Annotated in this window: 11 protein-coding genes; 8 read left to right on the top strand and 3 right to left on the bottom strand. The window is 66.7% G+C overall.

Annotation, left to right across the window (positions count from 1 at the left end):
* The first annotated feature begins 20 nt into the window (after nucleotides 1–20).
* The 6 genes from AC1DXJ_RS03975 (at nucleotide 21) to AC1DXJ_RS03950 (ending at nucleotide 7,152) form a co-directional block, all read left to right on the top strand.
* Nucleotides 21–1,115, top strand: coding sequence for a cupin domain-containing protein (locus tag AC1DXJ_RS03975; protein WP_477636362.1), 1,095 nt, complete (start codon nucleotides 21–23; stop codon nucleotides 1,113–1,115).
* A complete protein-coding gene (locus AC1DXJ_RS03970; RefSeq protein WP_477636361.1) occupies nucleotides 1,112–1,966 on the top strand; it encodes a fumarylacetoacetate hydrolase family protein in 855 nt (284 codons plus the stop codon). Before AC1DXJ_RS03975 ends, AC1DXJ_RS03970 begins: the two co-directional genes overlap by 4 nt.
* Nucleotides 1,966–2,685 (top strand): maleylpyruvate isomerase family mycothiol-dependent enzyme, encoded by a 720-nt coding sequence (locus tag AC1DXJ_RS03965; protein WP_477636360.1) that lies wholly within the window; start codon nucleotides 1,966–1,968, stop codon nucleotides 2,683–2,685. The genes AC1DXJ_RS03970 and AC1DXJ_RS03965 overlap by 1 nt, the downstream gene beginning before the upstream one ends.
* Before the next feature lie 104 nt (nucleotides 2,686–2,789).
* Complete coding sequence (locus AC1DXJ_RS03960; RefSeq protein ID WP_477636359.1) at nucleotides 2,790–3,641, top strand: PaaX family transcriptional regulator; 852 nt, start codon at nucleotides 2,790–2,792, stop codon at nucleotides 3,639–3,641.
* A 111-nt stretch (nucleotides 3,642–3,752) separates the two neighbouring features.
* Nucleotides 3,753–5,204 carry an aldehyde dehydrogenase gene (locus AC1DXJ_RS03955; protein ID WP_477636358.1) on the top strand — a complete coding sequence of 484 codons (1,452 nt, stop codon included), beginning with the start codon at nucleotides 3,753–3,755 and terminating at the stop codon, nucleotides 5,202–5,204.
* 208 nt (nucleotides 5,205–5,412) lie between these two features.
* Nucleotides 5,413–7,152 (top strand): GMC family oxidoreductase, encoded by a 1,740-nt coding sequence (locus AC1DXJ_RS03950; RefSeq protein WP_477636357.1) that lies wholly within the window; start codon nucleotides 5,413–5,415, stop codon nucleotides 7,150–7,152.
* Nucleotides 7,153–8,330: 1,178 nt separating this feature from the next.
* Here AC1DXJ_RS03950 and AC1DXJ_RS03945 read toward each other — a convergent pair.
* Nucleotides 8,331–8,963 carry a TetR/AcrR family transcriptional regulator gene (locus tag AC1DXJ_RS03945; protein WP_477636356.1) on the bottom strand — a complete coding sequence of 211 codons (633 nt, stop codon included), beginning with the start codon at nucleotides 8,961–8,963 and terminating at the stop codon, nucleotides 8,331–8,333.
* A gap of 257 nt (nucleotides 8,964–9,220) precedes the next feature.
* On the opposite strand from AC1DXJ_RS03945, the gene AC1DXJ_RS03940 reads away from it, so the two are divergent.
* Entirely contained in the window at nucleotides 9,221–9,991 is a 771-nt protein-coding gene (locus AC1DXJ_RS03940; RefSeq protein ID WP_477636355.1) for an SDR family NAD(P)-dependent oxidoreductase, read from the top strand.
* A gap of 197 nt (nucleotides 9,992–10,188) precedes the next feature.
* Nucleotides 10,189–10,746 carry a peptide-methionine (S)-S-oxide reductase MsrA gene (msrA, locus tag AC1DXJ_RS03935; RefSeq protein ID WP_477636354.1) on the top strand — a complete coding sequence of 186 codons (558 nt, stop codon included), beginning with the start codon at nucleotides 10,189–10,191 and terminating at the stop codon, nucleotides 10,744–10,746.
* Between the two features lie 142 nt (nucleotides 10,747–10,888).
* On the opposite strand, the gene AC1DXJ_RS03930 is transcribed toward msrA, so the two are convergent.
* Together AC1DXJ_RS03930 and AC1DXJ_RS03925 are read right to left on the bottom strand one after the other, a co-directional pair.
* Complete coding sequence (locus tag AC1DXJ_RS03930; RefSeq protein WP_477636353.1) at nucleotides 10,889–11,593, bottom strand: GTP cyclohydrolase I; 705 nt, start codon at nucleotides 11,591–11,593, stop codon at nucleotides 10,889–10,891.
* A gap of 92 nt (nucleotides 11,594–11,685) precedes the next feature.
* A complete protein-coding gene (locus tag AC1DXJ_RS03925; RefSeq protein ID WP_477636455.1) occupies nucleotides 11,686–12,108 on the bottom strand; it encodes a GNAT family N-acetyltransferase in 423 nt (140 codons plus the stop codon).
* Nucleotides 12,109–12,252: the final 144 nt, after the last annotated feature.

Raw genomic sequence — 12,252 nt, 5'->3', positions numbered from 1 at the left:
CGACACCGCTGGAGCAAGCCATGCATGAGACGACCCCGGCCGCGGAGGCCACTCCTGAAGAGCAGGAGCGTCTGGACGACCTGTACCGGTCGTTCGAGAAGCACCACATGGTGCCCCTGTGGACCGAGATCGGCGACCTGATGCCGATCTCGCCACAACCCTCAGCCGTCCCGTTCGCCTGGAAGTGGGCTGACCTGCTCCCGTTGGCCGAGGAAGCAGGCGACCTGGTTCCCGTCGGTCGCGGCGGGGAACGACGGGCCGTCTCCCTGGCCAACCCTGGACTGGGTGGTCGGCCCTACATCTCGCCGACCCTGTGGTGCGCGATCCAGTACCTGGGGCCGCACGAGGTGGCACCAGAACACCGGCACTCCCAGAACGCCTTCCGGTTCGTCGTCGAGGGTGAAGGGGTCTGGACCGTGGTCAACGGCGACCCGGTGCGGATGAGTCGCGGCGACTTCCTCCTCACACCCGGGTGGAACTTCCATGGCCACCACAACGAGACCGACCAGCCCATGGCCTGGATCGACGGCCTGGACATCCCCTTCGTCCACTACACCGACACGGGGTTCTTCGAGTTCGGAACGGATCGGGTGACAGACGAGTCGACACCGTCGGTGTCCCGCTCCGAGCGAATGTGGAGCCACCCCGGTCTCCGTCCCCTCACCGGACTCCGCGAGACGGTGAACTCACCCATCGCCGCATACCGCTGGGAACACACCGATCGCGCCCTCAGCGAGCAACTGTCACTTGAGGACGAGGGGCACTCGGCAACCGTCGGTCCGGGGCACGCGGCAGTTCGCTACATCAACCCCACGACCGGGGGCGATGTGATGCCGACGATTCGAGCAGAGTTCCATCGCCTGAGGGAAGGCACCCTGACCCCACAGACGCGCACCGTGGGTTCCGTGGTCTTCCAGGTATTCGAAGGCCGAGGCAGGTTCCACATCGCCGAAGAGGTGCATGACGTCGAGACGGGTGACGTGGTGGTCATCCCGTCATGGGTGCCGCACCGCATCGAGGCTGAAACCTCGCTCGATCTGTTCTCCTTCGGCGACCAGCCGATCATGGAAAAGCTCGGCTTCCAGCGCACGCTCGTCGAGGAAGGAACTCTGTGAAGCTCGCGACGCTGCGCCTCCACACATCTGACCCTGGAGCCCCGCGCACTGCCGCGGCGGTCCTGGACGGCGGCGGCGCCTACTACACGGTGATCGAAGGCATAGCCGATCTCGGTGCCCTCCTTGCGGACCCCGAGTGGCGGGCGGTGGCGAGCACCGCTGCGGGACGACGAGTCACGGCCTATGAGGCAGTGTTCGCGCAGCCAGTCCTCGAGCCACGCAAGGTGATCTGTGTCGGACTCAACTACCGAAGCCACATCACCGAGATGGGGCGCGACCTACCGCAGTACCCCACGTTGTTCGCGAAGTTCGCGCAGACCCTGACCGGCCCCCACGACGACGTCGAGTACGTGAACGAGGACCCAGAGCTGGACTGGGAGGGTGAGCTCGTCGTCGTCATCGGGACCGGCGGACGGAGAATTCCCGAGGCAGAGGCACGCCATCATGTCGCCGGCTACACCGTCGCCAACGACATCTCGATGCGGGCATGGCAGTTCCGTACCAACGAATGGATGCAGGGCAAGATCTGGGAGGCGAGCACTCCTGTCGGTCCGGTGGTGGTGACAGCTGACGAAGTCGACCTGCAGACAGCTCGCCTCACCACGACGGTGAACGACGAGGTCATGCAGGACCACGCGATCGCGGATCTCCTGTTCACCCCCGCCCAGCTCGTCGCCTACATCTCCACGATGGTGACCCTTGATCCCGGCGACATCATCCTGACCGGCACGCCTGGCGGGGTCGGCCGCGCCCGGAACCCTGCCGTCTTCCTCGCCGTGGGCGACCGGGTAAGGGTCCACATTGACGGCATAGGGGAACTCGACACCACCATCGCCCCAGCGGTCGGCTGATGCCAGAGCGTCACGATCTGGCCACCGACCCGACGATGCTCGAGCAGCTCCTCGTGGCCCGCCGTGGGACGGCATACTTCAGTCGCCTCCTCGAGCGGCTCGGCGACGACGACCTCGACGAACCCTCGCTGTTGCCCGGGTGGAGCAGGCGTCACGTCGTCGCCCATGTCGGGTACAACGCGAGGGCGATCACCCGCTTGGTGGACTGGGCCACCACTGGGATCGAGACTCCCATGTACGCCTCGCCAGCCGTTCGGGGTGAGGAGATCGAAGCGGGCGCCACCCAGCCCCCACGAGCGTTGCGGCATCTGCACACCCATGCGGCCATCACGCTCGACGTGGCGTGGCGCGACTGCCCACCGGAAACGTGGTTGCACACCGTCAAGACTGCCCAGGGGCGCATCGTCCCCTTGACCGAGACGGTGTGGATGCGCACTCGCGAGGTCTGGCTACACGCCATCGACCTGCGCAACGGGGGAGACGTCCAGGAGGTGCCGCGTGCAGTCCTCGAGCGTCTCCTCCGAGACATCACAGGGATGTGGGACCAGCGAGGCGACGGACAGTCCCTGCGCATCAGGGTCACCGACGATGACTCGCTGGACTGGGGAGACGGCGAATCGGTTGTCGCCGGGACCCTGCAGCAGATCGTCGGCTGGGCCTCGGGGCGAGAGCGTGCCACGACCCAGCACCCACGCCCAGTGGCCCCGCGCTGGCTCTGACGCATGGCACGGACCGTGTTGAGGACGGTCGTGCGTGCACGCGACGCGCCCCTTCTCGCCCAGAGGTTCCCTGTCCGTCCGTCCGACGACAGTACGGTGTGTAGATGGCCCAGCTCGCGACCAACGGCTTCGACCAGCCCACGATGAAACCGCGGTCGGTCATCCTGGACCTGTTCGGCGACTACCTCCGCTACAGCGGAAGTGAGGTCAAGGCCGGTGACCTCGTCGCGCTCCTGGCGGCGTTCGGCATAGAGCCGGCAACTGCTCGCGTGACGCTTTCACGCCTGCGCAAGGAAGGCTGGTTCACGACGCGACGCAATGGGCGCGAAACCATCTACATGCTGGGTGCCCACCTGCTCTCAGTCCTGGACGAGGGCCGTGCTCGCATCTTCGCCGACTACGAAGAGGAGTGGGACGGCACCTGGACGACGGTCATTCACCAGAGCGAGACCCCGGACCGACTGACCCGGGATCGCCTGCGGCGCCAACTCTCCTGGCTGGGGTTCGGCCAGCTCACGACCAGCACGTGGCTGTCGCCACGTCACGGGTCGGGCCACCTGGAGACCCTCGTCGCCGAGTTTCCTGACGTCGTCTTCACGGTCATGAGGTCGCAGACCGACGACATCCGCGCAGATCGAGACCTCGCTGGACGTTGTTGGGACCTGGGGCGGATCGACGACCGGTACCGAGAGTTCCTCTCTTCCCAGCGGCACGTTGCCGACACCGCGAGCTCCCTGTCGGGGGCTGAAGCCCTCGTCGCGCGAACAACGCTCATCGCCGCATACCGGCACTTCCCCTTCGTGGACCCCTGGCTACCCCTTGAGCTGCGCCCTGACTCGTGGCACGGGAGCGAAGCGAACGAGCTCTTTCGATCAGCGCACCGTGACCTGGGCCCAGCCGCTTGTGCCTTCGTCACCGACGTGACAGGGCAGGTTCTCGACGCCCCACCGGTCTGAACGACAAGATTCGGGTGTAACACTATTGCGCCCTACTGCGATTGAGAGTTACATTTCACGCAAGGTGCAGGCGCACCCACACACTCGTCAACGTCGACAAGGGGCCATCCGGTGCAGACACAACTGATCGTGGACAACAAGCCGCAGGACGCGGCGGAAGGGCGCACCTTCGACCGCCTCCACCCGCTGACCGGAGAGGTCGTCAGTCGTGGAGCGGCGGCGAGTGTCGATGACGCCATCCTGGCCGTCGAGTCGGCAGCGCTTGCTTTCGAGACGTGGTCTCAGACCGGTCCGAGCGAGCGCCGCGCGATCATGCTCAAGGCCGCGGACATCATGGACCGACGGACGCCGGAGCTCATGGAGGCGATGGGGCAGGAGGTCGGCGCCGCAGCGCTGTGGTCGGGCTTCAACGGGTTCCTGACCTCGAACCTGCTGCGCGAGGCCGCGGGGCTCGCCACACAGATCCAGGGTGAGACCATCCCGACCGACAAGCCCGGGACCCTCTCGATGACCGTCCGCACGCCGGCCGGCGTCGTGTTCAGCATGGCTCCTTGGAACGGCGCCGGTGTCCTCGCTGCCCGGTCCATCGCCTACCCCCTCGTCTGTGGCAACAGCGTGGTCTTCCGTGGGTCTGAGTACAGCCCGCGGTCGCACCAGATCATCGCCGAGGTCTTTCATGAGGCTGGTCTGCCCAGTGGGGTCCTGAACTACATCACCACCTCGCCCGAGGATGCCGACGACGTCGTGGGAGCGATCATCGCCCACCCCGCGGTCCGACGCATCAACTTCACCGGCTCGACTCGAGTTGGCCGGATCATTGCGCAGAAAGCGGCCGAACACCTGACCCCGGTCCTGCTGGAGCTCGGGGGCAAGGCGCCCTTGGTCGTGCTCGACGATGCTGACATCGACAGTGCGGTGAATGCGGCTGTGTTCGGATCCTTCCTCTACCAGGGCCAAATCTGCATGTCGACCGAGCGATTCGTCGTGGACGAGTCCGTCGCCGACGAGTTCGTCGCCAAGTTCGCCGAGCGAGCAGCATCCCTGCAGGCCGGTGACCCGACCACGAACGAGGCTTGCATCGTTGGCCCGATGATCGTGCCGGGCAGCGGCACCCGGATCAACTCGATGATCGATGACGCTGTCGCAAAGGGTGCCTCCGTCGTCGCAGGTGGTGCCGCCGACGGCGCGGCCATGTCCGCAACCATCGTCGACAAGGTCGCCCCCGGGATGGACATCTACGACCAGGAGACGTTCGGACCCATCACCACCGTGGTCCGCGTCTCCGGCACGGACGAGGCGGTCCGGGTTGCCAACGACACCGAGTACGGCTTGGCAGCCGCGGTCTTCGGCCGGGACACGCACCGAGCTTTCCAAGTGGCGCTCAAGATCCAGGCCGGTCACGTCCACGTCAACGGCTCGACCGTGCAGAACGAGGCTCAGGCGCCGTACGGCGGCATGAAGAACAGCGGCCACGGACGGTTCGACGGTCGGGCAGTCATCAACGAGTTCACCGACCTGCGGTGGATCACCATCGAGCCGGCGGGCCAGCAGTACCCGTTCTGAGCTGAGCCCCTTCAGGACGGGACGCGCGCGCCCCGTCCTGAAGGCTCCGCCGCCCCAGGCTCGATGAGCAGGCAGCGTGGCTCCGAGCGAGATCGTCCTCCTCCATGTACGTGGGTGCCCTGAAGCCACTCATAGGTACCTGGATAGAGCTCCCACCCACGGTGGTGAGTACCCCTTGGAGTCACTTCAGCCTTTTGGAGCAGATCGTATGGACAGCAACGACAAGCTCGACAAGCTCGAGCGCAGCCTCATCGCCGGACGCATCAACCGCCGCACCTTCATCGCCGCGGCCGTGGCGACCGGGCTGATCACCATGGAGGCAGCCCCAGCGCTTGCCGACGAGCTCGGTGCCATGGGGCGGAACCAGGTGCGAAGGGCCAAGAACCTCAAGGCAAAGTACGACTACATAGTCGTGGGTACCGGCAGCGCCGGCTGCGCCCTAGTTGGCACACTGGCGACGGCCATGCCCCACGCGCAGTTCCTCGTGCTGGAAGCGGGGGACTGGGACAGTGCCGAGTCGGTGCTGGATCCACGGCTGTGGTTCACCAACCTCGGCACGACACGTGACTGGGGCGATGTCTCCGTCCCGAGCGCGGGCGTCAATGGTCGGGCGATCCCCGAACACACAGGGCGGGTCGTCGGTGGTGGCAGCAGCATCAATGCCACGATCTGGGCGCGTCCGTTCAAGGCCGACCTGGACCACTGGGCCGCCGAGAGCGGTGATGGTCAATGGGGTTATGCACACAGCCTCGAGCTGTTCAAGGGCATCGAGGACTGGCAGGGCAAGCCCAACCCGGAGTTCCGGGGTACCGGTGGGCCGGTCTGGGTGCAGCCCTCAGCGGATCCGCTGCCCCTCGCCACTGCCGCCCTCGCCGGCTTCCGCGAAGTAGGACTTCCGGTCGTCGACGACCTGAATGGCGAGCGCGAGATCACGGGCAACGGCTTCGGATACATGAACCAGATCATCAAGGAGGGCCGACGCAACAGCATGGCGCGGGCGTTCCTCTACCCCGTGCTGTCCCGCGAGAACGTCACGCTCCTGACGAACACCGAGGTCACCAAGGTCCTCCTCAAAGGCAAGCGTGCGGTCGGCGTGAGGGCCGTGCGCGACGGCAAGCCCGTCACCTTCGAAGTGCACCGTGAGGTCGTCCTGTCCACGGGCGGGTTCAACACCCCCAAACTCCTCATGCTCAGTGGGATAGGTGACACGTCAGAGCTGCGCAGCCACGGCATCACCGTGCACCAGCACGCTCCGGAGGTCGGCAAGAACGTCCAGGACCACATCCTCCACGGCGGGTGCCTGTATGAGGCGCCTGACGCCTTCGAGTACCGCAACAGCGCAGCCAACGTGTCGGGTTACTACAAGACCGACCCGTCCTTCGAGCTGCCGGACGTCAGCCTGGTGCAGATCGAGATCCCCTACGCCAGCGAGGTGATCGCCGCACGGTACTCACCTCCGCCGACCACCTGGGCGCTGTGTGGCGGCCTCGTCGCACCCAAGAGCCGCGGGACTGTCAGGTTGCGCTCGGCCGACCCCTCGGATCGTCCGATCGTGGACATGCAGTTCCTGAGCCACCCCGACGACGTCGCCGCGCTCGAGAGGAGCATCGCGATCGCGCGTTCGGTCGCGAGCAGTGACGCGATGAAGCCGTTCGTCGTCCGTGAGGTGGCGCCGGGGGCAGAGCTGCACGGACAGGAACTGGCCAACTTTGTCCGCGACGGGGCCACGACGTACTTCCACTCGTCGGGGGCCTGCCGGATGGGCAAAGACGACAAGGCGGTCGTGGACGGGGAGCTGCGCGTGAACGGCGTGAGCAACCTGCGCATCGCTGACAGCACGATCATGCCGCGCATCGTCGCCGTCCCCACCATGCCCGCCTGCGTGCTGATCGGCCTGCGGTTGGCCGAGATGCTCTTGGATCGCAAGGGTCACGGCCGGGACCACTAGACATGCGCCACGGCCCGTAGTCCGGCGAGCGGCTTCCTGCGGCTTAGCGCTGTTGAAGGCGGCACTCTCAACCAACTCACCAGTGCCTGACGCGCCCTGGCGGACATCGGCTGGGTTCGAGTGTCTGTGGCGAAATTGCGGCGAAGTTCGCTGGTGATCCGGGAAACCGTTGGCGACCGGTCGGCATACGCCGGTCTGTATAGCCGTCCCGAAGCGCAGGGCGTGGCGCGCCGGAGCGCAGGGCGTGGCTTGTGCCCCGGTTGTGCTCCCGCGCTCCGTCGCGATGCACTCCATGCACTCCATCGCCGCGCATTGAGCACGTCGTCACTCCTTGCCGTGACCCTTGGAAGCCTTCGCAATGAGCGGGTCAGCTCGCGAGCGAGGCCCACATGCGAGGCCGGCTTGCGAGATGCAAGGGTCGTTCGACGGGAACGCGTGTGCTCCACTTGTGCCCCCAAAGTTCGCGCCCCGAGGCCCCCACGGCGGCTGGCCGCCTGACCGCTCGCCGTGTCCGGCGGGCGCTGGAAGGCGCCGGTGGACGTCGAGTGTTTGTGGGGAATTCGCGGCGAAGTTCGCCGGCGAGCCGAGAAGCTGAAGGTGAGCCGGCGGCATACGTCGGTCTGTACATCCATCGCGAAAGCTTCGAAGGTTCGAATCCTTCACCTGCCACCCAGTGCACGAGAGGGCATCTGACCTGCGGAAACGCGGATCAGATGCCCTCTGTCATTACCGGGCAGGGTATGTGCAACAGAAGGATTTGCCGCCGAATCGCCAAGCCTCTGACCAGCGGAAACGCAACGCCGATTTGGGCGGCGGGGAATGGGTGGGGAAATCTGGGTGTCAACGGCCGTGACAGTCGGACTCCTGCGCCGGTGACCTGCACGGACACATGGGGTGGGGGTATGCAATCGCGGTGGAGTTTCGCACCGTACCGATTCTCGATGTTCCGGACGCGGCTGGGTGTGCAGGGCCTGCGGACAGACCAACCGTCTCGTGCGACGAGGTTGACGTCCGCCACAGTTCGTGGCAGTGAGTCGTGGGCCGGCGATGGGTTCCCTCGATGGCCCGCAGTTCCCTTGCGTTCGCCCGGTCCGGCGGCGCCTCGGACCCGGCGGATCAGGTCTGCGAGACACGGACGTCCAGTACTCCATAACTCGGCCGGCCGGGCTGGGCAGAAGTCAGGCGGCCTTTCCGGCATACGTCTCGATGTGTTCCAGTGCCATGTTCAGCGACGCCGCCATGGGCGAGGCATTGTGAGCAGCCTGTGACAGCAGGTATCCACCCTGGAGCGCCGCCATCAGACCTGTGGCCAGCCGCTCGGTGTCCGCCTCGGGTCGCAGCGTTCCGCTCGCCTGCATCCGGTCCAGTGCACCCCTCATCAGCATCTGCCAGGTGTGGAAGTGCTCGGTCAGCGACACCACGGCACTTTCGTCCTGGTCAGCCAGCTCACTGAGCAGCGACCCCAGGGCGCACCCATGCGCGCCACGCCTCAGCTCCACCCGGTTCACTGCGGCGTCCCTCCACCGTTCCAGGCCACGCATGGAGTCCACCCGGCCGAGCAGGGCGGTCTCGCGTTCGAGGATGACCTCAGCGCGGCGAGCGATGACCGCCGCCACCAGCGCCTCCTTGTCGGGGAAGTGATGGTAGAGCTGGGACTTGCTGACTCCTGTTGCCGCCCTGACGTCGTCAAGGCGGGTGCGGTTCACCCCGTGAACACGGATGAGCTCGTCAGCTGCCTGCAGGATTCGGGCGCGCGTAGCAGCACCACGAGCTGTCAGCCGCGGCGCGCGCTGACCCTGGTCACTGGGCACGCAATGACGATAGCTGGCGGACAGGACACCGGCATAGAGGCGGACCATCCCGTCCACAACCTCCGGGAGCCCGCCGCACCGGGCTACAGGGGTGTCATCGCTTGGCAGGGCACCAGCATGCGCGCCTATCGCTCTCGTGAAAACGAGCCGGCCCGGTAAGGAACATCGCCCGTCCGGCACCTACCTCCACAGTTCCACACAACGAAAAGGGCCGCGCCCACACGGGCCGAGCCGAAACTGAACCGGAGGTTCCAGCAATGTCAGATCGATTCGACGGACGCAAACTGGTCGTCACCGGCGGCAGCAGCGGCATGGGTCTGGCCACCGCCGCCACCGTCGTCGCCGAGGGCGGATCCGCCGTCCTGGTCGGCCGCAACCAGAACAAACTGGACGAGGCAGTCCAGTCACTGGGTGACGACGCCAAGGTCGCCACCATCGCTGGGGACCTGAACGACCCCACCCAGGTCGGCACCATCGTCGACACCATCACCCGCGACCACCCCGACACCAGCATGCTGGTGAACTCGGCCGGGTTCTTCATCCCGAAGAGCTTCCTCGACTACGACGTCGCTGCCTACGACTCCTACATGGACATCAACCGCGGCACGTTCTTCCTCACCCAAGGCGTCGCCAAGGTGATGATCGCCCACGGCGGCGGGTCCATCGTCAACATCGGCTCCATGTGGGCCCACCAGGCCCTCGCTGCGACCCCGTCCTCCGGGTACTCCATGGCCAAGGCCGGACTGCACTCCCTGACGCATAACCTGGCCATCGAGCTCGCAGGCGAGCACATCCGGGTCAACGCGGTCGCACCGGCAGTGGTGGCTACGCCCCTGTACGAGGGCTTCCTGCCCAAGGACGGCCTCGACGACACGCTGCACACCTTCGATACCGTTCACCCCTTGGGCCGCATCGGCACGCCGGAGGACATCTCTGCCGCCGTGACGTACCTGCTCTCCGATGACGCCAGCTGGGTGACCGGAAGCATCGTGAACGTCGACGGGGGCATCATGGCGGGCCGCAACTGACCGAGCCGGTGCCTGCCCGGCCGGTGCACCAGCACCCAGCACGGTGCCGGTGCCCCCTGGCCGCCCTACGGGAGGTGTTGCGTCCCCCTCCCGTAGGGCAGCCAAGGCACCCCACACACAGGCACCACCGACCGGCCAGCTGGAGTCCCTGACCGTTCTCGCTTCCATTCAGCCACGCCACACCCACAGGAGACCGCATGACCATCACGGACACGCCCTCAGGCAACACTGCAGACACCAGCCCGGCGACCGAGGTCGCCATCCTGGCCGGCGGATGCTTCTGGGGGATGCAGGAGCTCATCCGCAAGATGCCCGGCGTACGTAACACCCGCGTCGGGTACACCGGCGGCGACAACGCGAACCCGACCTACCGCAACCACAGCGGCCACGCCGAAGCGATCGAGATCCAGTTCGACCCCGACGTGATGTCGTTCCGGGAGTTGTTGGAGTTCTTCTTCCAGATCCACGATCCGTCCACCCTCAACCGTCAGGGAAACGACCGTGGCACCAGCTACCGGTCGGCCATCTTCGTCACCAGCCCTGCGCAGCACGCGCAGGCGCTGGACACCATCGCCGACGTCGACGCGTCCGGGCTGTGGCCGGGCCCCGTCGTCACCGAGGTCACACCCGCATCCGCGTTCTGGGAAGCCGAGCCTGAGCACCAGGACTACCTGCAGCGCATCCCGCACGGGTACACCTGCCACTTCGTCCGCCCGGGCTGGAAGCTGCCCCGGCGCAGCCAGTCCGACGCCTGACCCGTCCCCACAGCCTTCGAAAGGGGACCCCCGTCGGCGGGCTTTGCGGTACGACCTACCGCAGCCCGCCGACTGGGCGTGCCGGCACCGGCTGCTTGATTCCCGACACAGTCCAGGCGTCGGAGTGCGGCTCTGCGTGGGGTCAGCGGCTGCTGGTCAAGGACAGGAAGTGGGTGCGCAGCAACGGGGTCTCCCGGACCTGGCCGAGTAGCGTCGATGACACGGTCACCCGCGGTTCGAACATGCCGAGGTCCCCGTCGCAGGTGTGGTCCGCGTGGACAACCACCCCGATGCCCCGAGGGTGGAGCTGTCGCTCCAGCCAGTGCGCCACCTGGGAGGCGAGCTGTTGCGGCGACTGCGGCTGCCGGGCGAAGTAGCTCACCACGCGCGCCGGCTCGGTCGCCGCCATGAGCAAGTCGCCGGGGATGTACCCGATGTGGACCACCCCGGACAGGGGCAGCATGTGCTCCTCGCACAGGGCGCGGAAACCGATGCCCTTGCTGACGATGAGCTCTTCGTACTCCGCCCGGTTGGGGGACACCGCGATGTCGAGCGACTGCCGCGTCAGCATCTGCGTGAGCGCGTGCGCCATCTGCGCGGCCCTGGTCCCCAACAGGTCTTCGATACCCAGGGCGGTCAGCAGGGTCGTCGTCGCCGTCGTGACCTGCCCCGGGTCGATGCCAGTGTTGGTCGCGCACGCGGTGGTGCGGTCGCCACAGCCATACTCGGGCGTCGGGTCGCCAGTGCTGTCCGGCTCGATGTCCCGGGAACCGGGGTCGGCTGCGACCGGTGACGGAGGGCAACCTACGAGAGTCAGCCGGGGGCGACCGCGGCGAGTGTCTGTCACCGGTCCTGCCTTTCCGTGCCCTGCGCACTGCTTCGCTATGCAGTCGGACGAGCCGACGCCTTGGCCTGTTGGTGCCGGCCCAGCCCTCGTTTTTACGGGCGGCTCGGCAGACCTGGGGCCAGGTCCCGTGACGGGTCGTTCACGTCGCTCTTGCTGCGTCGCCATCGACCCGGCTGCCCGGCGTCGATGACCGGCCCGTACTCGGCGTGCCGGTCGACGAAGCGACCCACGACCGGGCAGTAGTTCGTCACCGTGCCGCCCGCAGCGCGGATGTCGTCCAATGCCGTGCGCACGAGCAGCGTGGACAGGCGGTGCCCCCGGTACTCCTCGTTGATGAACACGTGGGTGAAGACCCGGCGGCTTCCCTCCAGCCCGTACACGAGCAGCCCGGCAGAGACGCCGTCGACGAGGACCTCGTAGAACCCGCCGGCGTCGTCGTGGCGGACCGTCGCACCGTCAATGCCGGGCACTGCCGATGGGTTGGTTCGGTCGGGCATCGTGAAGCTCCTTCTCAGCCAGTGGTGTCATTCCTGACATGTGTGCCGCTGGAATGGCAGATCTTCCCTGCGCGGTGACTGGCTGTTGCGGTGGCGCCCGCTCACAGCCGCCGGCACAACGCGAACCCGGGAAGCGGTGTCACGCGAGCCGCCCAGGGTGGC

The sequence above is a fragment of the Pedococcus sp. P2_D9 genome (genome assembly GCF_056404275.1).
The sequence above is the reverse complement of the archived record's forward strand: the minus strand, read 5'-3'. Positions and strand labels throughout refer to the sequence as shown.